This is a genomic window from Lysinibacillus sp. FSL K6-0075, from assembly GCF_038592945.1.
GTDB classification, from domain to species: domain Bacteria; phylum Bacillota; class Bacilli; order Bacillales_A; family Planococcaceae; genus Lysinibacillus; species Lysinibacillus fusiformis_F.
Map to the genome: position 1 here is coordinate 3685012 of NZ_CP151947.1, position 23633 is coordinate 3708644.

Genomic DNA, 23633 nt, shown 5'->3' on the forward strand with positions numbered 1-23633 from the left:
ATTCCTCCTAACTAATCTTATGACACGTTTCGTGTAGTTGGGTTTCAAAAAAATGCTGCCACTCAAACTTTAATATAAGTCCGATTTTAGCAGCTGTAGCTACATCTGGAGTACGTCTACCTTGTTCATACATTGCATATGCGCTTGGAGAAATACCTACTTTAAATGCAACCTGTTTCTGGCTAAGTTTAGCATTTTTCCTTAACACTTTTAGCCATTCTCGATTTATCATTGTCCCACCTCTCAATCTGAATACACGTTTTGTGTATTTATTAATTTAAGAATAATACACAAATAGTGTAGTGTCAAACAAAAAATACACAATTCGCGTAATTTATTTTTTTGATTACCATTACACGCTACGTGTAGTTATAATTGTTACATAAGGAGGTTAACCCCATGTTATCAACAAGATTAAAAAAAATGCGTTCTTCTACACCTTACACACAAGCACAACTTGCTGACACGTTAGGTGTAGCAAGAACTACTTACGCTATGTATGAACAAGGGAAAAGAGAACCTGATCATGAAACTTTAAATAAAATCGCTGACTATTTTAATGTTTCCACTGATTACTTGTTAGGGAGAACCGACATTCCTGAAAGAACTAAAGAACCAACTCTTAAAGGTTGGTTAAGATCTGAAAACGAAGATTTGTCTGAGAATGAACGAAAAGAACTAGAGAAAGACATCCAAGGTTATCTAGCCCACAGAAGAGAACGTATTTTAGAAAGTAGAAAAAACAATAAGTGAGTGGTGTGGCATATTGGAATTAATTAGAGAGGCAATTTCGAAGGCTGAAAAGGTATTCATAAAATACAACGTTAATATTCAAGACTGGAACAACTATAGATGTGACTCATTATTAATGAATATTGTTTACCAAGAAAATATTTTTACTGAAGGTTACCCATTGAATGATGATTTATGCGGAATGCTTATTGTAGATGAATACGAAAAAACTTTAGTATACAACAATAGTCATTCACCTGAACGTAGAAATTTTACTATAGGTCATGAATTAGGGCATTATTTTTTACACCTTGAGAAAAAATCTCAATTCGAAGACAGATCTAAAAATATGCTCGATAACACCATAAACGAATTTGAGATGCAAGCAAACGCTTTTGCATCTCATCTATTATTTCCTGACAATGTTATTTTAACAATGATGAGCAGTAAACTTCATTACTTTCAAATAAAAACTCGTGTTAAAATTTCGGACACTGCTCTTTATTGGCGCTTGGTGAATTATTTAATAAGAAACTGTGCATTAAATAGAATGTCAGCTAAAAGAATGGTAAATGAATATCGAGATCTTTCTATAGCTAGCATGGAAAACATTAAACACCACAAAAACGCAATCATTTATTCAGAGATATTGAATAAAGCTAACATTGAAAGACTTGCAAAATTATATGATAATGCACTCTTTATACGAAATATGCTAGAGGAAGCATTGACTTTAAGTGATTCTTAATATTCACTTAATTATTTAAACCAAAAATTTACATTCTTTTTAGGGAGGAGTGATGCCAAGACAGTTACCCACAGAGTACACCTGTCCGTGTAAAATTCATGGGGGAATGTCAAATGAGTTATAAACCAAAAATGAATAAATCGAAAAAGGATAAGGATTTGTATTGGTATGTAGATTCTGATGGATCTACAAAATATGCGTATCGTTATCGTTACTATGATGTTTTAGGAAAACGAAAAGAAAAGACAGGTCAAGGTTTTTCCTCTGAGACTGTCGCTTTTCGAAAATTGTTGGAGATTAAGTCTCAACTATTGAATGGTAATTCGGTTCAAGTAGAAAATGAGAATATGACTGTCGGAGCATGGATAGATATATGGTATGAGTCAAATGAAAGAGAATGGGAAATCTCAACTCAAAAACAGCGAAAGAACATAATAAAATACCAGGTGAAACCGTTAATCGGGAAGATGAAACTTTCGTCTTTAGATAAAGAAACATATAAACGGAAGTTTATTATACCTTTATTGAAAGAATACAAACCTTCGACAGTACGTCTATTTCATAGAGTGTTTAAAGTTGCTGTAAATGCCGCAGTGGATGCAGAAATAATCCCTCGTAATCGATTTACTAAAGTGGTTATCAATGATGAGGAACGAGAAGAAGCAAATGTACTGAATATCAAGCAGCTTAATAAATTACTGGAAATTGCAGAATCAGATGAACCTATAACATCTTATGCTATTATAAGAACCATTGCTTTCACTGGCATTAGACGTGGCGAAGCATTAGCTTTAAGATGGAAAAATGTCGATTTAAAGAATGGAACTATTACTATAGAAGGAACCCGTGATAGGAACGGCCATAGATCACCTAAAACCAAGAATAGTTATCGTACCATCTCTATAGATGAGCAATTAGTAAAATTGCTAAAAAAATATCGGGTATGGAGTTCTGAAATTCTTTTGGAAGATGGTGAACAATTAAAAGAAAATGGCTATGTATTTATTTCTTCACAAACTAAAGAGCCTTATGCTGATAACAGTTTATTTTATGCATTCAAACGATTATCAGAAAAAATGGGTACCTTAGTTAAACCCCACACATTACGACATACTCATGCCTCAATTTTATTATACAGTGGTGAAGATGTGGCAACAGTTGCAGAACGACTTGGCAACACCCCGAAAGTGATTTGGGAAACGTATGCTCATGTCATTGAAGATGATAAAAAGAAGGTTACAGATGTGTTTGTTGAAGCTCTAAAAAATGGGTGAAATCCCCCCTATTTTGGGGGTTTTGGGGGAAGAATTGGGGGAGCGATTTTAGAAATCCCTTCTCAACCTTACAGCCACAACGGTTTAAGAATCTATAGAGCACTTCTCTCGTTAATGACAACAAAAGCCCTGAAATCCCTTGTATATCAAGGTTTCAGGGCTTTTTTTATTGTTTCACCATTTTATCCTAATTCCTATGACAATCAATTCGAACCTACGTTTTTTCCGCTATTAATCATTAGTGCAGAAACTAATCCCGTACTAAGTGTTGTAGCAAGAAGAAGGAAGGCTACAGTAAAGCTACCAAATTGTATCAAATAAACAGATATGAACGGTGCAACACTTGTTCCAGCAAATAAAATGACTGTATACATCGAGACTGCAATCCCTCCCATATTCCAGCCTAACTGACTAACAAGTGTCACTAATGAAGGAACAGCAAGTGCAATCCCACTAACAAATAAAATACTAATGATCGTTAAACCAGCTATAGTTGAAATAAAGCTCATCAGGATTAGTGCGATAATCGATAGAGATAAGGCCACTTTCAGTACAAACAGCACATTAAAACGCTTTGCTAATTTTCCTGCAAATGGTGACATAACCATTCCGATTATCCCAAAGCCACGAATGTAAATGAGGTTCTGACTTTTCATACCAAAGGAATCACTCGTTAAATATGCACCTAAAATAATGTACATACTGACAAATGACATTAATAATACAAACGCAATGATATAACTAAATATCAAATTTCTATTGGTGAAAATAATACTGATTCTCTTCAGAGGAGCCCATATATTTTTAGTTTCGTTCTGAATTATTCCCTTCGGTAAGATCCACACGACTAGCAAAGCAGTCATAACATACACTGCAGCAAGCACATAAAAGATGACGTGCCAATGACTATGTTCACTTACATATCCACTAAACACCTGCCCAACTATACCCGCTACAAGAAATCCCGTACTGATAAAACCAACTGTCCCAACTTTTCGATCATTTGGAAAAACCTCAAGGGTATAGGCAAGCGCTACTGGTGAAAATGTAGCTGCCGCGAGCCCTTGTAATCCTCTTAATAGAAGGATAAAAGAAAAATCATTAACTAAACCTAGAAGTAACGTTATCATGCTTAATGAAAAAAGCCCAAATACAATGACATTTTTACGTCCATATTTTTCTGATATCGCACCATAGAAAAAACACCCTAGTGCAAATCCAAGCGAAAAAACACTTGATGTAAAGCCTGCTTTAGTCAATGAAATATTAAAATAATCACTGAATACACTAATCAGCGGTATTGTTAAATAAAGACTCGACATCACTACCATACCTGTCCAGGATAAAATAGTTGTCATTAAAGCATAATTTGCGCGATTTTCTGAAATTACAATGTTCATTAAATAAATCACCCTTTTTAGTTCGATTAACTTATAGTTAGATAATCTAATTAAATGACTGAAAATTAAACTGTATCAATATAGCTACAGTTTAACGTTCCACCTTTAGTTTTCTTTGTATAGATTTTAATAATTTACTCACTAGCTTCTCAAATACTTTTCGTTCATCAGGTTCCAAATCGCTTACATTAGAAGCGCATGCCGACCAATAAGTCGGTAAAACTTCAGCAATAAAAATACGACCTTCGTCCGTTAAACTTACATAGATCTTCCTCCGATCTTCTTTACTATGATTCCGTACAACAAGATTTCTCTTTTCCAGCCAATCAAGCATTGACGTTGCGGATGCTCTCGTAATGCCCAATCGTTTAGCTAAAGCAGACGGAGTCGCACGTCTCTCTCCATGTAGTGTCAGCAATAGTAATAAGTCTAATTTACTTTCTGTAATTCCAAAAGGAGCTAACTCATTGTCTATTACATCTAAAACATGATCACTTAACCATAACAATATTAATCCCAATTTCGCATTTTCTTGATTTGTATCACTGGCAGAAGATGTCTGAATCAGTTCAATATACGGCTCTACCCCTAATACTGGCAAATCATCTTCATTCGTGTACGTTTTCTTAATTTTTGTCATTGAATCACCTTTTAATTAGATTATCTAACTATCAACCATTCTAACTATAAATTTAATCGAAGGCAAGAACTTTTATTTCCACAAATTTCTTCAAAATAAAGCCACTACTTTTTTAGTGCAGACGCATTGCCTTAATTATTATAACCTACAATAATTATCCCCACATATTGTGACAATTTTATGTACTTTAAAATAGTAATTACATAGTTTCAAAATAACATAATCACTACCTTAATAATAAAAACAAAATATCAGTTATTTACTATTCAATAGATCATCAAAATAGAACTGTTTTCCAAAAAATATATTTTACTTTCATAGTAAAATATTTTTCAAACCTTATTAAATTAATATTCTACTACAAAGCAACATTTCACACCTTCTTTGACTCCTTAACTTTTTTGTAAAATAATAACATGAATAAAATTAACAATTTTAATAAAAATACGAGTTGAACTTTAACAAAAAATAGAATACGATGAATTGCGAAAGGTGGTTCACCATCATTCAAGCAATAATAATTTTTTAAAAGGGGTTGGAAATATGTCAGACGTTCTAAAGCAATTTGTTATGCCGAAAACAAACTTATTTGGACCTGGAGCAATTCAAGAAGTTGGTAAGCGCTTAAATGATTTAGAAGTGAAAAAGACATTAATCGTAACAGATGAGGGCCTACACAAATTAGGTCTCTCAGAACAAATTGCAAATATCATTACAGCTGCTGGAATTGATGTAGCAATTTTCCCTAAAGCAGAACCAAATCCAACAGATCAAAACATTGAAGATGGCATTGCAGTGTATCATGCTGAAAACTGCGATTCTATTGTTTCTCTTGGAGGAGGCAGCGCACACGATGCAGCAAAAGGTATCGGACTTATTGCTTCGAATGGTGGACGCATTCATAATTATGAAGGCGTTGATAAATCACAAAATCCACTTGTGCCATTAATTGCGATCAATACAACTGCAGGCACTGCAAGTGAAATGACTCGTTTCACCATTATTACAGATACAGCACGTAAAGTGAAAATGGCCATTGTTGATAAGCATGTAACACCATTACTGTCCATTAATGACCCTGAGCTTATGATTGGTTTACCTCCTGCTCTAACTGCGGCAACTGGTGTTGATGCATTAACACATGCCATCGAATCATTCGTTTCTACGAATGCCACACCAATTACAGATGCATGTGCTGAAAAAGTACTTCAACTGATTCCTGAATTTTTACCACGTGCCTATGCAAATGGAGCTGATATAGAAGCGCGTGAACAAATGGTATATGCTCAATTTTTAGCGGGAATGGCCTTTAATAATGCATCACTTGGCTATGTACATGCAATTGCTCATCAATTGGGCGGTTTCTATAATCTACCGCATGGCGTGTGCAATGCTATTTTATTGCCACATGTTTGCCGATTCAATGTAACAGCACGTACAGAGCGCTTTGCTCGTATCGCTGAATTATTAGGAGAAAATGTGGAAGGTTTAAGTAAGCGCGATGCCGCTGAAAAGGCTATTACAGCTATTGAGAAGTTATCACAAGATTTAAATATTCCTAGTGGCTTCCGTGAATTAGGGGCAAAAGATGAGGATATTGAGATCCTAGCAAAAAATGCATTGTTAGATGTGTGTGCTGAGACGAACCCTCGTAAAGCAACACTAGAGGATATCAAACAAATCATTACAAACGCAATGGGACCTATTGTGAAAAAAGAAGAGTCACTCGAAGCAGTTGTCCTTTCTTAATCGAAGGTTTCCTATAAGTTTATGACAATGGGTGGAGAAAACAAATGTTTTCTCCACCTTTTTTATACACACATTGTCTATCCTAGAAACTCTCGCTATACTTTTCTTAAAAAGAATAGGAGAAAACGATATGCGTTTAATTTCAATTTGTCCTAGCAATACAGAATTAGTCGCCTATTTAGGGCTGATAGACCAGCTCGTTGGCGTCGATGATTATTCGGATTGGCCAGCAACGGTTAAAGAGTTACCGCAGCTTGGGCCAGATTTATCGATTAATATGGATGCATTAGAGGCATTACAGCCTGATCTTGTCCTGGCTTCCTTGAGTGTACCCGGTATGGAAAGAAACATCGAGGCATTAAAAGAAAGAAATATTCCTCATATTATTTTTAACGCAAACTCATTAGAGGAAATTGCGCAGGATCTTATAACCCTCGGTAAGGCTTGTCAAGTGGAAGAACAAGCAAAGAACATTGCTGAAGAGTATATGCATTCCATCGAAAAAATGCATTCCATTGCACAAACCATCCCGAAGAAACCTACCCTCTATTGGGAATGGTGGCCAAATCCTATTTTTACTCCTGGGAAAATAAATTGGCTAACGGAAATTAGTGCTCTTGCTGGTGGCATCAATCTATTTCAAGATGTAGAACTTGCCAGTGTTCAAACTGATTGGACAGATGTTGTTGAACGTAAGCCCGACTACATCATGATGGCTTGGGTTGGTGTAGCATTTGAGCGTATACAACCTGCTCATTTATTAAAACGTCCATATGCCAAAGAGCTACATGCCGTTCAATCGGAACAGCTTCATGTAATGGAAGAATGGCTGTATTGTCGCCCTTCTCCACGACTTATTGAAGGTGCTATCAAGCTTGCAAAAATACTGCATCCTAAAGAATATGAGCAATTAAAACCTCCAAGTTTCTTATGATTAAAAAACCACATCCCCTCGTTTTTGGGAATGTGGTTTTGCTAATAGAAATTATACAAATTTCACCATATGATATTTTTTCTTACCTCGACGGACAATGCTGAATGCATCCTCTAAACGATCCTTCGCATCGAATACATAGTCTAAATCCGTCACCTTTTCACCATTTACACTAATTGCACCATTTGATACGTCCTCACGTGCTTGACGTTTTGAAGATGAAATGCCTGCTTCTACAAGAAGATCAACAATGTTTTTGTCCTCTTTAGCCATTTCAATAGAAGGAACATCTTTAAAAGCATCCTTCATTTCTTCAGCTGAAAGTGCTTTTAGATCCCCTGAGAATAAAGCTGCTGTAATACGAATGGCTTGCTCTAATGCCTCTTGACCATGAATTAAACGAGTCATTTCTTCAGCTAACGCTTTTTGTGCCTTACGTAAATGCGGCTCCTCCTCTACAGAGACTGCTAATGCTTCAATTTCTTCACGAGAAAGGAACGTGAAGATTTTTAAGTATTTAATGACATCTGCATCAGCAGCATTGATCCAGAATTGGTAGAACTCATATGGAGATGTTTTCTTACTATCTAGCCATACAGCACCACCTGCTGTTTTACCAAACTTTGTGCCATCTGCCTTTGTTACTAATGGAATCGTAATCCCAAAGGCTTTCGTTTCTTCCTCGTGTGTTTTACGAATAACCTCTAAACCTGTTGTAATATTACCCCATTGGTCAGAGCCACCTACTTGAATACGGCAATTGTAGTGATTATATAAATGATTGTAATCAATACCTTGAATTAACGTATAGGCAAACTCTGTAAACGAGATTCCTGTGTCAAGACGAGAAGCAATCGTATCCTTTGCTAACATATAGTTCACATTAATTAATTTCCCGTAATCACGTAAAAATTCAATTGTGTTTATGTTTCCAATCCAGTCACGATTGTTCACAAGCTGAGCACCATTGCCATCTTCCGCAAAATCAAAAATACGTTCTAATTGACTACGGATTCCTTGAACGTTTTTATCGATTTGCTCTACCGTTTGTAATTGACGCTCTTCTGAACGACCAGATGGATCACCGATCATCCCTGTCGCACCACCAACAAGTAAAATTGGACGGTGACCCACTTTTTGGAAGCGACGAAGTGTTAACAATGGAACAATATGTCCAATATGCATGGAGTCAGCTGTTGGATCTACACCACAGTATAAAGATACTGATTGTTCATCTAATAGTTTTGCCATACCTTCCGCATCTGTTTGTTGGTAGAGCAAACCACGCCATTCTAAATCTTGTAATAATTCGTTTGTCATGTTCATTCCTCCTAAAATGGTTGAAATTCGTTACGTGCATGGACATTTTTAAATAAAAAAAGTCCCTACACGCAAACAATTGCATGCAGGGACGTTAAGTTGCAAACTAACGCGGTACCACCCAGCTTGAAGATGTCATCCACCTTCCACTTCATTCAATCGCCTTTATCGCAGGCGCGCACGTCTAAGCTCCAAGCACGTAATTCGTCTCTACATTATGACCAGTTTTCACCAACCACTGGCTCTCTAAACAGGGAATATAGACACTACTGCAAACTCTTCATCACCAGAAAACTATAAACATAATTCTATACGATTCTTTTTCAAAGTCAATAACTATGTTCGTGCTAAAACAATATGTGCTATAATAGACAAGATTTTAGGAGGTCGATACATTGAAAGATTGGATTGAAAAAATCAATGCAAAGATCGATGAATTACTTGAACAAAAATGGATGAAGAAATTACGTATTTCAGGTAGTGTTACCTGGAACTTATTTTTACTATTTTTAGTCTTTGCATTGGTTGGTACTGTATTTGTCGGTTCAGTTGGAGCTGGTTATTTTGCTTCTCTTGTAAAAGAAGAACCGCTACGCTCAAAAGAAGAGCTGCGCGATCAAATTTTTAGTTATGAAGAAACCAGTGAAATTTATTTTGCCAACGATATTTATATTGGGAAATTGCGGACAGATTTAGACCGACGTGAAACTTCGCTTAGCAATGTTGCACCAGAGGTTGTGAATGCTGTTCTGGCAACAGAAGATGAATATTTCCGAGAGCATAACGGAATTGTACCAAAAGCGGTTATTCGTGGGTTATTACAAGATGTCACAAATTCTGCTACGCAAACAGGTGGATCTACACTTACCCAACAGCTTATTAAAAACCAAGTATTAACAAATGAAGTATCCTATGAACGTAAAGCTAAGGAAATTTTACTGGCGATGCGTTTAGAGCATTTTATGACGAAGGAAGAAATATTAGAGGCTTATTTAAATATTATTCCGTATGGTCGTAACTCTTCAGGACGAAATATTGCAGGTGTTGAAACAGCTGCTGAAGGGATTTTTGGCGTAAAAGCAAAAGAATTGTCTCTTCCTCAAGCTGCGTACATAGCTGGTATTCCACAGGCACCATTTGCTTATACACCATTTACGAATACAGGTGAACTGAAAAGTGAAGAAGCTTTGAAACCAGGTATTGATCGTATGAAAACAGTACTTTATCGTATGAAAGAAGCTGGTTATATTGACGATGCGCAATATAATGAAGCGTTAAACTATGATATTGCTGCAGATTTCCGCGGACCAGAAATGCGTGCGGAGGATCGTTATCCATGGCTGACTTATGAGCTTGAAGCTCGTGCAAATGACATTATTGCTGAAAAACTAGCAAAAGATGATGGGATTGACCCAGAGCGCTTAAAGTCAGAAAAAAAATTAAAGGATAAATATACGATTTTAGCAGATCGTGATGTTCGTTCTAAGGGCTATCGCATTTACTCAACTATTAATAAAGATATGTATGATGCGATGCAAAAAGCAGCAAAGGACTTCCAGTATTATGGACATACGTATACTGGTAAAGGGAAAGACCCTGTTACTGGTGAAGAAATTGATATTGAGATGCCCGTACAGGTAGGTAGTATTTTAATAGAAAATACCACAGGTCGCATTTTAAGCTTTGTCGGTGGTCGAGACTTTAAAACAATTCAAGTAAACCACGCAACACAAGCTTACCGTTCTAACGGTTCTACAATGAAGCCATTACTTGTTTATGGTCCTGCTATAGAATATGGAGTTATTGGTGCAGGTAGCCCATTAGTTGACGTGAAATTCTCTATTGGTAAATGGAGTCCAAGCAACTATATTACAAGTGATGAGCGAGGACTTATTCCTGCACGTGAAGCATTAGCAGACTCTCAAAACATATCAGCGCTACGTTTATATAATGATATTATTAATAGACGCCCCGCTGATTTGTTAGTAAAAATGGGATTCACAAAATTACACCCAGATGACTTCACTAACCTAGCAACTGGTATTGGTGCTTTAAGTGAAGGGACTACTGTAGAAGAAAATACAAATGCCTTTGCTACTTTTGCAAATGGTGGTCAATTCATTGATGCCTATATGATTGATCGTATCGAAGACCAAGAAGGAAATATTATTTACAAACATGAGGTAGAACCTGTTCAAGTATTTAGCCCAGAAACATCCTATATCGTGACAGATATGTTACGTGATGTTCTTACTAAAGGTACAGGGACAATGGCACGAAACACCTTAAAATTCTCTTCTGATTTCGCTGCAAAAACAGGGACTTCTCAAGAGTATAAAGATGTTTGGCTAGTTGGTTATAACCCAAATGTATCCCTTGGTGTTTGGATGGGTTATGATCAACCTCGTACACTTTATGCATTTAACAACACCTACTTACAGCCAAGCGTTCGTGTGAATAAGCTTTGGGGTACGTTAATGAATGCCGTTTACGATGCGGACCCTCAGCTAATCGATCCACCAACAAGCTTTAAGGCGCCTAAAAATGTTGTGACTGCATCATTCTGTGGCATTTCCGGTATGGCCCCTTCTGCAGCTTGCGCTAGCGCAGGTCTTGTACGTTCCGATTTATTTAATGCGAAGGTATTTTTACCATCTCAACCTGATGATAGCTTAGCATCTTCAAGTGTTGTGACGATTAAAGGTAAAACTTATAATGCCCTGCCAAATACACCAACAGAATTTGTCAAAGCAGGTGGTGCAGGCATTAATCAAGACTTTATTAAACGAATGTTAGGTAGACTTGGCGGTAACCCTGCTAGTCTGTTACCAAAGAATTCAACATTGTCGAATTCATCTGTATCAGCTGTTGATTTCCCAGCAGATGGCAGCCCACCAGCAGCTGTCTCAGCTTCAGTAAATGGCTCTACATTATCATGGTCAGAGTCATCGAATGATGTTGTTGGTTATCGTATCTACAACGTTACGAATGGCGGTAATACGCTTGTAACATCCGTACTAGAATCAACACAAAGCATTACGGTTGCTAGTGGACAAGCTTATGTAGTAGTCGCTGTAGATATTACAGGCTTATCATCACCTCAATCCAATGTTGTTTCTACTGGCGGTAGTGAAAATGAACCTGACCCAGAGGAAAACGACCAAGAACCAATACCACCTACAACGCCATCAACTAATGGGAATGGCAACGGGTCTGGTAATAATGGCAATGGCTCTGGTAGTAACGGCAATGGTTCCAATAACGGAAACGGGTCTGGTAATAACGGCAATGGCTCCAATAACGGTGATGGCTCTGGTAACAACGGCAATGGCTCCAATAATGGAAATGGATCCGGAAGCAATGGCGAGGGCTCTGGTAACCCTGGAGATGGCTCAAACGGAGGAGAAAATACCACGCCTCCACCTGACACATCAAGGCGATAAGCCATTATGCCCTAGCAAGAAGCATTTGTATTAAATAATCAAATAACAGACTTACTACATATTACTTATGAATTGTAGTAAGTCTGTTTTTTTGTCATTATAAAGAGGACTACTATTTTGAAGGGGTGGAAATATATGAACGTATTGATTTTAGGGGGCACACGTTTTTTTGGAAAAAAGCTAGTGGATCTTTGTATTCAAAATGGACATCATGTAACGATTTTAACACGTGGTCAAAGTGGCAATCCCTTTGGTACAAATGTTACGCAGTTAGTAGTAAATCGTAATGATCGTGATGCTCTAGCACAGGCACTAGCCAATACAACATGGGACATTGTCTATGATAATATTTGCTATTCGCCCAACGAGGCACAAGCAATTTGCGAGATATTAAAAGGGAAAACGAAAAAGCTGGTCTTTACTTCTACTCTTTCAACCTATGAAGTAGATGGTAAGATGAAAAAGGAAGAAGACTTTGATCCATTCCAGTATCAAATTCGCATGGGACATCAAGAGGATTTTTCTTATGGAGAAGGAAAGCGACAAGCGGAGGCTGTCTTATTTAAAGAAGCTTCATTCCCAGTCGTTGCTGTACGGTTCCCCATTGTGATGGGCGAGGATGACTATACACGTCGTTTACATTTCCACGTTGAACGTATTTTACAGAATCAGCCGATTACTTTACCGAACATTGATGCAAAGATGAATTATATTACAGATGAGGAAGCAGCTGAATTTTTATATTTTGCTGGCGTTACGCCTATTGAAGGTCCATACAATGCTACCGCATCTGGTGCTATGTCTCTCAAAGACCTCATTGCTCTAATCGAAGAAGCGAGTGGTCAGCGTGCAAAAATTTCCCTTATTGGTGGCGATGAGGAATCACCATCGCCTTATGGGGTGCCTGCTGATTGGTATATGTCCAACGCAAAAGCAGAGAAGGCAGGGTTTACATTTAGCCAGCTTGAAGATTGGCTACCAAAATTAGTGACAACATTAGTAAAACAGCTACAATAGCTTTAACAACGCAAAGAATCTGCTAGATAATTAGCAGATTCTTTGTTCATTCATTATGCCTCAGCGTTTTTGCCGCTGATGCTTCACTTGCATTGCTGAACTGAAGTCTATCACGGTAATATGCTCTTTAAAATAGCTACTGCTTTATCAATCTCTTCCTTTGTGACCGTTAACGGAGGTAAGAGACGAATAACAGTTGGCCCTGCCCCCACTAGCAAAAGACCACTCTCTTCTGCTGCCGAGATATAAGGCGCTACTTCCGTGTCACCACAGCCAATCCCTAACAAGAGACCCTGTCCTTGAACGGTATAGCTAGAAGGTAATTGGGCTTTTAGTTGTTCCACAAAATAGGCAGATACTTCTTGTACCTGCTGTAAAAAGGCTGGTTCAAATACATGACTCAACACGGCTTGTGCCACATTCATCGCAAGAGGATTTCCACCAAATGTTGTACCATGTGTTCCTGGACTAAATGTAGCATGAAGCTCAGCAGTCCCTAACATTGCACCCACAGGGAATCCACCACCTAAGCCTTTTGCCAATGTCATGATATGTGGCTTTAATACAGTTTGTTCAAAGGCATAGCGCGTTCCTGTTCGTCCAATACCTGTTTGCACTTCATCAATAATTAGTAGTATCCCTTGCTCCTCACAGGCTTTTGCAATAGCTGTAGCAAATTCTGCTGAGACGCTATTAACGCCACCCTCTCCTTGAATCATCTCCAGCATAATGGCTGCCACAGAATCATCAATGGCTGCTTCAAGTGCAGCAACATCATTAAATGGTAAAATCGTAAACTTTTCCACGAGTGGTCCAAAGCCATTATGTACCTTGCCTTGACCTGTTGCAGACATAGCTCCAAAGGTACGACCATGGAATGATTTTTCGAACGTAATCATATGATGTTTCCCTGTATGTTTTCGTGCTAATTTAATGGCCGCTTCATTAGCCTCAGCCCCACTATTGCAGAAAAAGGCATGAGCAAAGTGCGTATTAGCAATTAATTTTTCTGCTACCTTTTCCTGACCTGGTATATCAAAAAGATTTGAAATATGCCATAGCTTTTCATTTTGCTCTTGTAGTGCCTGTACAACGGCTGGATGGGCATGACCAAGACTCACCACAGCAATGCCACTTGTAAAATCTAAGTATTGCTTACCTGTAGAATCCTCAACAATTGTCCCCTGACCTTTGACGATTTGTGCACGACGCTTGCCGTAGTTCTCGAATAAAACACTCATGTTATCATCTCCACTATCATTTAAAATAGTTTCTTTCAACAACTATACTTCTCAAGCTATCCTATTAGAACACTAGGAAGAATGAAGTTCACTTGAGGCTACAATCGTCGTCCCAATTAATGTTGCGCCCACGATTTGTACGGAAGGGATCCCTGCCCGTAAACAGTCGATGGCTCCTTGTACTTTCGGAATCATCCCACCGTATATATGACCCTGTTCTGTCCATTGGTCAATGAGTGAAGGTGTAGCTATTGTTTGGTATTCATCCTGAATACGAATACCACTCACATCCGTCACGAGTAATAAGCTATCTGCTCCGACTGCTAACGCAATTTCACTTGCCACCGTGTCGCCATTAATATTAAGAGCCTGACCTGCTTCGGTAGCACCTACGCAGGCAATAACAGGTACAATTCCTACACCCATTAAAGCTTCTAATAAGGATGTATTGATGTTTGTTATTGCTCCGACAAAGCCATACATATCTTGATCCAAAAAGTCCGCAACCATCAACTGACCATCAAAGCCATTTAATCCGATGGCTGCTATACCGGCGGTTGTTAATTCATGAACTAACGCAGGGTTCACTTGGCCAATTAAGGTCGACTGGACAACCTTAATAGCTGCCACATTTGTGACACGTATTCCATTTAACGTATGAGATTGTATGCCTTGAGCAGCTAGTTCACGATTAATGGCTGGCCCACCCCCATGGGTAATAATTAGCTCTACTCCACTCTCTTGTAATCTTTTAAAATTATCAAAGAAAGCCTCATTTAAACCTTCCAGTGTACTGCCCCCAAGTTTAATGACCATACGTTTACGAGCGGTATGATGCATTGATTTGGACATAGTCATACGTTAAGTCACATCCCCAAGCATGCCCCTTACCATCACCCACACCAAGAGACACATAGATTTTTACTTCATGCATTTTTAATATTTGTATTAACTCATCCTCAGAAAAAGGAATCGGCTCACCGTTTTCTACCATCGTAGCCCCACCAATTTGGATGGTAATTTTATCTGGATCAACTGTTGCACCACTATATCCTACCGCTGCAATAATACGCCCCCAGTTAGCATCACAGCCGAAAACAGCAGTCTTTACAAGTGGTGAACCAACGACTGTTTTTGCAATTTTACGTGCTTCCTCGTCTGAAAATGCACCAACAACTTCCACTTCGATGAGCTTCGTTGCCCCTTCACCATCTTTGGCAATCATTTTTGCTAAATCTTCCGCTACTGTTTGCAATGTGTAATAGAAGTTTTGCCAATCTGGATGCTCAGGTGTTAATGAATCATTTCCTGCTAAGCCATTAGCCAATATCACCACTGTGTCATTTGTGGATGTATCCCCATCAACTGTAATCGCGTTAAATGTTAAATTAGTAATAGTCGATAAAGCTGCCTGCAACATATCAGATTCAATGTTGGCATCTGTTGTAATAAAGCCTAGCATTGTTGCCATATTTGGTTCGATCATACCTGAACCTTTTGCAACACCAGCGATAATAACTTCCTTGCCATCCACAGTTGTACTATAGCTCGTGTTTTTCATGACAGTATCTGTCGTTAAAATAGCCTGTGCAAAGTCAATAGCACTTTCTAAACTGTCCTTTGGCTCTAACAGTTGAATACCGTTCGCTACTGGCTCTAATTTCATCATTTCCCCAATAACGCCTGTTGAGCAAACTCCTACTAAATTTGAAGCAATCCCTAATTTTTCAGCAGCTAGCGCTTGCATCGTTTGGGCATCTTTTACACCTTGCTTACCTGTACAAGCATTGGCATTGCCAGAATTTACGATCATCGCTTGCATTTTCTTAGTTGTATAAACAACCTCCTTCGTGACTTTTAATGGTGCTGCTTGCACAGCGTTTGTTGTAAAAACACCTGCTACACTTGCTGGTACTTCACTTACTAAAAGGGCTAAATCCTTTTTCTTATGCTTTAAACCACAATGTAATCCTGCTGCCTTAAAGCCTTTTGGTGAAACGATATTTTTACTTGATAATTTTTTCATTACATTCGTTGAAGTGATTACTGTCATTCAAAATTCCTCCTTAGTTTAATAAATAAGAGAAGCATACAGTTTCCTGCATGCTGTTAAATAAAGAACGGCACGACATCTAGTCCTGTCGTTTGTGGTAAGTCAAATTGCACATTCATATTTTGGATAGCTTGCCCTGCTGCCCCTTTAACAAGATTATCAATCACACTAACAATTGTGGCCCGATTTGTACGGGAATCTACTTTCACTAAAATATCGCAATAATTTGATCCTTTGACACGATTTGTCCCTAAACTTGATGCATCGGTCACGATCCGAACAAATGGATGATTTTCATAGGTTGCCTGTAAACAAGTAATCAATTGCGATTCTGTAATACCCGGCATTACAGGGGCATAAGATGTCGCCAAAATTCCCCGTGTCATGGGAACCAAATGCGTATTAAAAGTAATCGTTGTCTCTACTTGAGCAAACATGGAAAGTGCCTGTTCAATTTCTGGTATATGCTGATGTGTATTTACTTTATAGATCGAGAAATTCTCATTTGTCTCACTAAAATGGGTAGTTTGTGAAGGTTTATTGCCAGCTCCTGAAATGCCACTCTTTGCATCAATCACTAGAAAGCTAGGATCAATTAAGCGTTCTTTTACCAGTGGTAGTAAGGATAATAAGACCGCTGTCGGGTAACAACCCGGGTTAGCAATGAGTGGTGCTTGTCGTATAAGCTCTGCATTCCACTCTGTTAAACCATATACACTCTGTTGAACACTATGGAACGGTGCCGCTTTTTTGCCATACCAGGTTTCATAGCTTGCGAGATCTTTTAACCGAAAATCACCAGATAAATCGATTAATTTTGGTCCTTTCCCAACCAAAGGCGGTAAAAGCTCACTTGTCACCCCGGATGGTGTACTCGTAAAAACAACATCAAATTTTTCTAAAGTGTCATACGCTATCTTTTGTAACGGTGTATCAGCTATCCTAACAAGATGACCAAATTTTGAAGAAAAAAGAACACCCTCTTCTGAAGAAGTAAATAAATCAATCTGATCTACAGCTGGATGATTATGTAAAAACCGAATAAGCTCTAGTCCACCATATCCAGTTGCTCCAACAATACCTACTTTCACTGCACTCACCTCTGAAATAAGTTAAAAATAGTATACGTCTGCATATTTATTAAGTCAACTGAATTTTTATTTAATTACCTGTTTTTTTAAATAGACATTATTTCACCTTCACATCACTTGTAAATTCAGAAAAAAGAAGGCAAGAATCCCTTCGTTCATCGAATGAATCCCTGCCTTCTTTTTATGCACATGTTGTATAAATATCAATTGTTGTCTTAGTAGAGATGATTAATCTTCCATCGTTGATAAATCACCAGTCGGTAAATTTAATTCCCAAGCTTTCAATACGCGACGCATAATTTTACCACTACGTGTTTTTGGCAATTTATCTTTAAATTCAATTTCACGTGGTGCTGCATGTGCAGATAGACCTTTCTTAACAAAATCACGTATATCGTCAATTAATGCATCAGAAGGTTCAACACCTTCTCGTAAGGATACAAAGGCTTTAATGATTTCCCCTCGCACCGGATCTGGTTTCCCTATAACTCCTGCTTCAATTACATCTGGATGCTCAAGCAGTTTACTTTCCACTTCAAATGGCCCAACGCGCTCACCAGCCGTCATAATGACATCATCCACACGTCCTTGGAACCAGAAGTAACCTTCATCATCCATATAGGCTGAATCCCCAGAAACATACCATTCTCCTTTTAAGAAATAAGATTCATAGCGCTCTGGATTGCCCCAAATTTGGCGCATCATGGCAGGCCAACCACGACGAATGGCAAGATTACCCATTGTAAAAGGTGGCACCTCATTACCTGCATCATCTACAATTGTCGCATGAATACCAGGAAGTGGTTTCCCCATTGAACCTGGCTTAATATCCATCGAAGGATAATTACAAATCATATGGGCTCCTGTCTCTGTCATCCACCATGTATCATGTATACGATGTCCTAGTTCCTCTACTCCCCAGCGAATAACTTCTGGATTCAAAGGCTCACCAACAGATAGTACATGGCGTAAAGACGTTAGATCATAGCTTTCAAGCAAACCACTTCCTGCACCCATCAGCATACGGAACGCAGTTGGTGCACTGTACCAAACTGTCACACTATAATCTTCAATAGCTTGATACCATGCTTGTGGTGAGAATCTTCCCCCAACAATTAGCATTGTTACACCGTTTAACCACGGGCCAAAGATGCCATAAGCTGTTCCTGTAACCCACCCAGGATCGGCTGTACACCAATAAATATCATCTTCGCGTAAATCAAGTACCCATTGTGTCGATTGATATTGCTGAACCATAGCATTATGGACATGCAATACCCCCTTTGGAGCACCAGTTGAACCTGAAGTATAGTGAAGAATCATACCATCTTCTCTGTCTACCCACTCTATTTCAAAATGAGCTGAAGCTTCTTTTAAATGTTTAGTAAAGTCTAGGATTTGAGCTGTTTCCTCAACATCCTCCCCTACTAAAAAGATATGCTCCAATTTAGGCAATTTAGCTAAAGGTACACGTTCAAGTAACGCTGGTGTCGTGACTAATACTTTTGCCTCACTATCAGCAAGTCGATCATACACAGCACCTTCCATAAAAGCTTCAAACAACGGTCCAACAATAACACCCATTTTCAACGCACCTAATAATGAAAAGTAAAGCTCAGGTGAACGTGGCATAAAAATAAATAAACGGTCACCCTTTTGCAAATTAGTAGCCGTTTTAAAAACGTTCGCTGCTTTGTTTGTTAACCTTTTCATTTCATTAAATGAGTATGCCTCTTTCCGTTTACCATCATTAAAATAAAGTGCCACCTTATTTTTACGATGTGTTTCTGTATGACGATCGATAGCCTCATACGCCATATTCACTAAACCTGTTTCGAACCAGCTAAATACCTTTTCCGTATCTGCCCAATTATGAGACTCTGCCACTTCTTCATAATTCATTAAATGGTGTTGACCAGGTAAAGCCATTAACTTCTCCTTCATTTTCATCCCCATGAAAATACCCCTTTCTTCGCTTTTGTTTTTGACTAAATTTCAACAATCCCCCCTGTTGAAATTCAGAAAATATTTCAAAAGCAAAATTGATATGTAGCTCTTGTTATATAACAGTTAGCCATAGTAATAATGTTCAAATTCCCAACAGCACTACTTTTATCTGTTGAATAACAGAAGCAATATAATCTTATTTTACACGAATTCAGATAGATTGTCTCAATATTTTTATTTTTCCAAAAATACAGGTATATTTTGCAAAAATAAGCGTTTTTACGCAAGAAATCAGCTATAATGGAATTATTAAACTCAGGTGGTGTAATTATGGAACATAAAAAAACTTTTTTTTCTGTCACAAAGGAAACAAAGCATGGTACTGTGTATGTGGAAGGACCTGTGCCTCCAGAAAAATTAGCTACATATTCATTCCATGAAGGCCTGGTTGCCTTCAGACCTCCAAAACAACAGCAGCAGGCCATTATAGAAATTGCAGGACTTCCTGAAGGCCGAATTATTATTATTCGAAACGAAGATATTATCGTAGGCTATGTTACCTATCTTTATCCTGATCCACTTGAACGATGGGCAGAAGATCGTATCGATGACATGATTGAATTAGGCGCCATTGAAGTCATTCCAGACTACCGTGGAACTGGTGCTGGTAAGGCACTACTAGCCGTTTCATTTATGGGAGATGAAATGGAAGATTATCTTGTGATTACTACCGAGTACTATTGGCATTGGGATTTAAAAGGAACTGGTTTAAATGTTTGGGATTACCGCAAAATGATGGAGAAAATGATGAGCTCCGCTGGTTTCGAATATTTTGCCACGGATGATCCCGAAATTACATCACATCCAGCCAATTGCCTTATGGCGCGCGAAGGAAAACGTGTGCCTCCTGAGACAATGGAAAGATTTGATAGGCTTCGTTTTAGAAATCGTTTCATGTATTAAAACCAATACAAAGGGGATGCATATATGATTGTAGAAGAAATTATGAATGATGAGCCTTACACATTAGCTCCTACCAATACAGTGCATGAGGCTCTGAAGTTAATGCGTGAAAAAAAGGTTCGTCATTTACCAGTTGTAGATGACGAACGCCACGTTTTAGGTGTAATTACTGAACGAGATATTAAAGAGGTCTTGCCTTCATCTTTACAGGATGAACCAAACTCTCCTGTTTTTAATGCAAAAGTAGAGGAAATTATGGTGAAAGACCCTCTTATAGGTCATCCACTAGATTTTGTTGAAGAGGTAGCACTAACGTTTTATGAGTCAAAAGTAGGCTGTTTACCTATTGTCTCTGGCGGAAAATTGGTAGGCATTGTTACGACAACAGATTTACTCTATACCTATATAGAGCTGACTGGTGCTACAGAGCCTGGGTCCAAAATCGAAATTCGAGTATCAGATACACCAGGAGTTTTATTTGAAATCACGAAAATATTTCACCAACATCATGCCAATGTCCAAAGCGTCTTAGTTTATCCTGACTCTGAAAATACACAAAACAAAATTTTAAGTGTCCGAGTAAAAACACTAAATCCTTTAGCAATGATTGAAGATCTACGTAAAGAGGGCTTCGATGTCCTATGGCCTAATTTACCAGGTGTTTCGCTATAATGAAAAAGGCCGTATTCGTATACTCGCCGGAACAACTCGGATATAAATTTTCAGATACACACCCTTTCAATCATAAACGCTTGACGCTAACTATGGATTTACTAAAAAATATTAATGCTCTCAATGATGTAGATATTGTGCCAGCACGTGTTGCAACGGAAGAAGAATTGTTGCTTGCACATGATCCAAAATATATAGACATCGTGAAAAAAGCAGGACATGGTGAATTATCAGAAGCTCAATGTGAAAGTTATGGTATTGGCACTGAAGATACCCCCATTTTTGAAAATATGCATGAAGCAAGTGCACAGCTAGTTGGTGGAACTTTAACGGCTGTTGATTATGTAATGGAAGGGAAAGCCGAACACGCCCTTAACCTTGGCGGTGGACTCCATCATGGTTTCCGTGGTCGTGCGTCCGGTTTTTGTATTTACAACGATAGCACGGTTGCTATTCGTTACTTGCAGGAAAAGTACAATGCTCGTGTACTTTATGTAGATACAGATGCTCATCATGGAGACGGTGTCCAATGGAGCTTTTATGAGGATCCTAATGTTTGTACACTGTCCATTCATGAAACAGGTCGTTATCTATTCCCTGGAACAGGAAATATTACCGAGCGTGGTAATGGCCAAGGCTATGGAACCTCGTTTAATTTTCCAATGGATGCTTTTACAGAGGATGAAAGCTTTCTAGAAATCTATGAACAGTCCATGCGAGAGATTTTTGAATTTTTCAAGCCAGATGTAGTATTAACGCAAAATGGTGCAGATGCCCATTACTTTGATCCATTAACACATTTACACGGAACCATGAATATTTATCGTGAAATTCCAAAGCTTGCTCATCAATTAGCACATGAGTATTGTGATGGTAGATGGATTGCTGTTGGTGGCGGTGGCTATGATATTTGGCGAGTGGTGCCTCGTGCCTGGTCCATGTTATGGTTGGAAATGACTGAACAAGCGTTACCAACAGGACCACTCCCTCAAGCATGGCTTGATCGCTGGCAACCAGAAGCACCTGTTCCTTTTATTCCAACATGGGAGGACCCAATTCCTTTATATGAGCACATTCCTCGTAAAGCGGAAATAGAGGAAAAGAATGCTCAAATGTTAGCAAAGTCGCTACATATTATTCGGAATGAGAAACGAGATTAACCTCTTTGCCTCACGATATTCGTGGGGCTTTTTCTTTGGATCGGAGAGCTATCCACCGCTTTTGGTGGTATATCCATCCATTCTTGCGTTCTATCCAGCACTTTTGAACTGCTATCCTCTATTTCTGATGTTCTTTCCATCAATCAATAAAAAACACGCAAATCCTTCAGAAGCGATTTACGTGTTAGGAATCATTATTTACTTTTGACAGATTGTCGATGCTCAATACGGTGTGGTAAAATTACCGCCTCATCCTCGACTGCTTCCTTGCTCATTAACTTTGTCAGCAGGCGCATAGCAACAGCACCAATATCGTAAAGCGGTAGTGCGACACTTGTTAGCTGTGGGCGAACCATTCGTGCTAGCTTTGAGTTCTCAAAGCTGATAACTTCAATATCCTCTGGAACATTTTTGCCAGCGTCTTGTGCACCATGAATTAAACCGATGGCCAACTCGTCACTACCTGCAAAATAAGCTGTTGGCGGCTGTTCAAGAGTAGATAAAATCTCCCAAGCCTCTAAGCCCATATCATAACTGGACTCTTCTGCGGCAATTAATGCTTCATCTATTGGTAAACCAGCATCCTGCAATGCTTTCTTATAGGCTGCTAGCTTGAATTTTCCGTTAATTGTATACGAAAGTGGGCCAGTCACGAAACCAATCCGTGTATGTCCATTTTGAATAAGTAAAGAAATTGCTTCATAAGCTGCCTGGAAATAATCGATATTCACAGTTGCAATTGTTTGGGATTCATCCACAGAGCCTGCAAGCACAATCGGTACTGGCGAATGATCCATCGTTTGCTGCATTTTTTCTGTGACCTCGTCACTCATCATGACAATACCATCAACCTGTTTTCCAAGCATTGTATCCAGTAGCTGTAACTCTTTATCTTCATGTTGATCCGAGTTGGCTAAAATAATATTATAACGGTACATTGTGGCAATATCCTCTACACCACGAGCCAGCTCCGCATAAACATTGTTTGCAATATCTGGGATAATCACGCCAACTGTTGTTGTTTTCTTACTTGCTAAACCTCGCGCTACTGCGTTTGGACGGTATTCTAATCGTTCAATTACTTCTAGTACTTTTTTTCGTGTTGCTGGTTTTACGTTTTGATTACCATTGACTACACGAGAGACCGTTGCCATGGAAACATTTGCTTCTCTTGCAACATCATAAATTGTAACAGTCATCGTACGTGCCTCCCTTTTTTCCTATTATAGCCTTATCATACGATAATTTT

General features: G+C 38.6%; 20 protein-coding genes and 1 other annotated feature. Of the genes, 10 read left to right on the forward strand and 10 right to left on the reverse strand.

From position 1 onward, the window contains the following. Positions 1-7: 7 nt before the first annotated feature. Complete coding sequence (locus MHB65_RS18200; protein ID WP_342441288.1) at positions 8-232, reverse strand: helix-turn-helix transcriptional regulator; 225 nt, start codon at positions 230-232, stop codon at positions 8-10. Between the two features lie 167 nt (positions 233-399). Between MHB65_RS18200 and MHB65_RS18205 the strand changes: the two genes are divergently transcribed. The 3 genes from MHB65_RS18205 to MHB65_RS18215 all read left to right on the forward strand — a co-directional run bounded on the left by MHB65_RS18205 (position 400) and on the right by MHB65_RS18215 (position 2754). Continuing rightward, on the forward strand, positions 400-753 hold the full coding sequence (locus MHB65_RS18205) for a helix-turn-helix transcriptional regulator (protein WP_342441289.1): 354 nt from the start codon (positions 400-402) through the stop codon (positions 751-753). A gap of 13 nt (positions 754-766) precedes the next feature. Next, positions 767-1480: an ImmA/IrrE family metallo-endopeptidase gene (locus tag MHB65_RS18210; RefSeq protein WP_342441290.1), complete on the forward strand. Its 714-nt coding sequence runs from the start codon at positions 767-769 to the stop codon at positions 1478-1480. 113 nt (positions 1481-1593) lie between these two features. After that, the gene (locus tag MHB65_RS18215) at positions 1594-2754 is read left to right on the forward strand and encodes a tyrosine-type recombinase/integrase (protein WP_342441291.1); all 1161 of its coding nucleotides are present in this window, start codon (positions 1594-1596) and stop codon (positions 2752-2754) included. A 203-nt stretch (positions 2755-2957) separates the two neighbouring features. Here MHB65_RS18215 and MHB65_RS18220 read toward each other — a convergent pair whose 3' ends face one another. Continuing rightward, the gene (locus MHB65_RS18220; protein ID WP_342441292.1) at positions 2958-4154 is read right to left on the reverse strand and encodes an MFS transporter; all 1197 of its coding nucleotides are present in this window, start codon (positions 4152-4154) and stop codon (positions 2958-2960) included. A gap of 91 nt (positions 4155-4245) precedes the next feature. Continuing rightward, entirely contained in the window at positions 4246-4794 is a 549-nt protein-coding gene (locus MHB65_RS18225; protein WP_342441293.1) for a MarR family transcriptional regulator, read from the reverse strand. Positions 4795-5337: 543 nt separating this feature from the next. On the opposite strand from MHB65_RS18225, the gene MHB65_RS18230 reads away from it, so the two are divergent. Both MHB65_RS18230 and MHB65_RS18235 read left to right on the forward strand, forming a co-directional pair. Next, positions 5338-6543 (forward strand): iron-containing alcohol dehydrogenase, encoded by a 1206-nt coding sequence (locus MHB65_RS18230; protein ID WP_342441294.1) that lies wholly within the window; start codon positions 5338-5340, stop codon positions 6541-6543. 130 nt (positions 6544-6673) lie between these two features. Beyond that, a complete protein-coding gene (locus MHB65_RS18235; RefSeq protein ID WP_342441295.1) occupies positions 6674-7477 on the forward strand; it encodes a cobalamin-binding protein in 804 nt (267 codons plus the stop codon). Between the two features lie 51 nt (positions 7478-7528). Here MHB65_RS18235 and tyrS read toward each other — a convergent pair whose 3' ends face one another. Beyond that, complete coding sequence (tyrS, locus tag MHB65_RS18240) at positions 7529-8797, reverse strand: tyrosine--tRNA ligase (RefSeq protein WP_342441296.1); 1269 nt, start codon at positions 8795-8797, stop codon at positions 7529-7531. Between the two features lie 84 nt (positions 8798-8881). Further along, positions 8882-9090: a binding site (T-box leader), on the reverse strand. A 102-nt stretch (positions 9091-9192) separates the two neighbouring features. Here tyrS and MHB65_RS18245 point away from each other — a divergent pair. Then, the gene (locus MHB65_RS18245) at positions 9193-12240 is read left to right on the forward strand and encodes a transglycosylase domain-containing protein (RefSeq protein WP_342441297.1); all 3048 of its coding nucleotides are present in this window, start codon (positions 9193-9195) and stop codon (positions 12238-12240) included. 135 nt (positions 12241-12375) lie between these two features. Further along, positions 12376-13257 (forward strand): NAD-dependent epimerase/dehydratase family protein, encoded by an 882-nt coding sequence (locus tag MHB65_RS18250; protein ID WP_342441298.1) that lies wholly within the window; start codon positions 12376-12378, stop codon positions 13255-13257. Between the two features lie 110 nt (positions 13258-13367). On the opposite strand, the gene MHB65_RS18255 is transcribed toward MHB65_RS18250, so the two are convergent. The 5 genes from MHB65_RS18255 to acsA all read right to left on the reverse strand — a co-directional run bounded on the left by MHB65_RS18255 (position 13368) and on the right by acsA (position 19592). Further along, the gene (locus tag MHB65_RS18255) at positions 13368-14498 is read right to left on the reverse strand and encodes an acetylornithine transaminase (RefSeq protein WP_342443765.1); all 1131 of its coding nucleotides are present in this window, start codon (positions 14496-14498) and stop codon (positions 13368-13370) included. A 72-nt stretch (positions 14499-14570) separates the two neighbouring features. Further along, complete coding sequence (gene argB, locus MHB65_RS18260; RefSeq protein WP_342441299.1) at positions 14571-15356, reverse strand: acetylglutamate kinase; 786 nt, start codon at positions 15354-15356, stop codon at positions 14571-14573. Beyond that, positions 15319-16551 (reverse strand): bifunctional glutamate N-acetyltransferase/amino-acid acetyltransferase ArgJ, encoded by a 1233-nt coding sequence (gene argJ / locus MHB65_RS18265; protein ID WP_342441300.1) that lies wholly within the window; start codon positions 16549-16551, stop codon positions 15319-15321. Before argJ ends, argB begins: the two co-directional genes overlap by 38 nt. 56 nt (positions 16552-16607) lie before the next feature. Continuing rightward, complete coding sequence (gene argC, locus MHB65_RS18270) at positions 16608-17642, reverse strand: N-acetyl-gamma-glutamyl-phosphate reductase (RefSeq protein WP_342441301.1); 1035 nt, start codon at positions 17640-17642, stop codon at positions 16608-16610. A 228-nt stretch (positions 17643-17870) separates the two neighbouring features. Beyond that, entirely contained in the window at positions 17871-19592 is a 1722-nt protein-coding gene (gene acsA / locus MHB65_RS18275; RefSeq protein WP_342443766.1) for an acetate--CoA ligase, read from the reverse strand. Between the two features lie 327 nt (positions 19593-19919). On the opposite strand from acsA, the gene MHB65_RS18280 reads away from it, so the two are divergent. Genes MHB65_RS18280 through MHB65_RS18290 form a run of 3 tightly spaced genes read left to right on the forward strand, consistent with a single transcriptional unit; the run spans position 19920 to position 22384 of the window. Continuing rightward, positions 19920-20552, forward strand: coding sequence for a GNAT family N-acetyltransferase (locus MHB65_RS18280; RefSeq protein WP_036078398.1), 633 nt, complete (start codon positions 19920-19922; stop codon positions 20550-20552). A gap of 24 nt (positions 20553-20576) precedes the next feature. Then, positions 20577-21224 carry an acetoin utilization AcuB family protein gene (locus MHB65_RS18285; protein WP_205445010.1) on the forward strand — a complete coding sequence of 216 codons (648 nt, stop codon included), beginning with the start codon at positions 20577-20579 and terminating at the stop codon, positions 21222-21224. Beyond that, positions 21224-22384 carry an acetoin utilization protein AcuC gene (locus MHB65_RS18290; RefSeq protein ID WP_342441302.1) on the forward strand — a complete coding sequence of 387 codons (1161 nt, stop codon included), beginning with the start codon at positions 21224-21226 and terminating at the stop codon, positions 22382-22384. The genes MHB65_RS18285 and MHB65_RS18290 overlap by 1 nt, the downstream gene beginning before the upstream one ends. A gap of 194 nt (positions 22385-22578) precedes the next feature. On the opposite strand, the gene ccpA is transcribed toward MHB65_RS18290, so the two are convergent. After that, positions 22579-23583, reverse strand: coding sequence for a catabolite control protein A (gene ccpA / locus MHB65_RS18295; RefSeq protein WP_342441303.1), 1005 nt, complete (start codon positions 23581-23583; stop codon positions 22579-22581). Positions 23584-23633: the final 50 nt, after the last annotated feature.

Coding starts and splice junctions, on each gene's coding strand:
- MHB65_RS18200 (WP_342441288.1), bottom strand. CDS start 232: ATGATAAATCGAGAATGGCTAAAAGTGTTAAGGAAAAATGCTAAACTT.
- MHB65_RS18205 (WP_342441289.1), top strand. CDS start 400: ATGTTATCAACAAGATTAAAAAAAATGCGTTCTTCTACACCTTACACA.
- MHB65_RS18215 (WP_342441291.1), top strand. CDS start 1,594: ATGAGTTATAAACCAAAAATGAATAAATCGAAAAAGGATAAGGATTTG.
- MHB65_RS18220 (WP_342441292.1), bottom strand. CDS start 4,154: ATGAACATTGTAATTTCAGAAAATCGCGCAAATTATGCTTTAATGACA.
- MHB65_RS18225 (WP_342441293.1), bottom strand. CDS start 4,794: ATGACAAAAATTAAGAAAACGTACACGAATGAAGATGATTTGCCAGTA.
- MHB65_RS18230 (WP_342441294.1), top strand. CDS start 5,338: ATGTCAGACGTTCTAAAGCAATTTGTTATGCCGAAAACAAACTTATTT.
- MHB65_RS18235 (WP_342441295.1), top strand. CDS start 6,674: ATGCGTTTAATTTCAATTTGTCCTAGCAATACAGAATTAGTCGCCTAT.
- tyrS (WP_342441296.1), bottom strand. CDS start 8,797: ATGACAAACGAATTATTACAAGATTTAGAATGGCGTGGTTTGCTCTAC.
- MHB65_RS18250 (WP_342441298.1), top strand. CDS start 12,376: ATGAACGTATTGATTTTAGGGGGCACACGTTTTTTTGGAAAAAAGCTA.
- MHB65_RS18255 (WP_342443765.1), bottom strand. CDS start 14,498: ATGAGTGTTTTATTCGAGAACTACGGCAAGCGTCGTGCACAAATCGTC.
- argB (WP_342441299.1), bottom strand. CDS start 15,356: ATGACTATGTCCAAATCAATGCATCATACCGCTCGTAAACGTATGGTC.
- argJ (WP_342441300.1), bottom strand. CDS start 16,551: ATGACAGTAATCACTTCAACGAATGTAATGAAAAAATTATCAAGTAAA.
- acsA (WP_342443766.1), bottom strand. CDS start 19,592: ATGAAAATGAAGGAGAAGTTAATGGCTTTACCTGGTCAACACCATTTA.
- MHB65_RS18280 (WP_036078398.1), top strand. CDS start 19,920: ATGGAACATAAAAAAACTTTTTTTTCTGTCACAAAGGAAACAAAGCAT.
- MHB65_RS18285 (WP_205445010.1), top strand. CDS start 20,577: ATGATTGTAGAAGAAATTATGAATGATGAGCCTTACACATTAGCTCCT.
- MHB65_RS18290 (WP_342441302.1), top strand. CDS start 21,224: ATGAAAAAGGCCGTATTCGTATACTCGCCGGAACAACTCGGATATAAA.
- ccpA (WP_342441303.1), bottom strand. CDS start 23,583: ATGACTGTTACAATTTATGATGTTGCAAGAGAAGCAAATGTTTCCATG.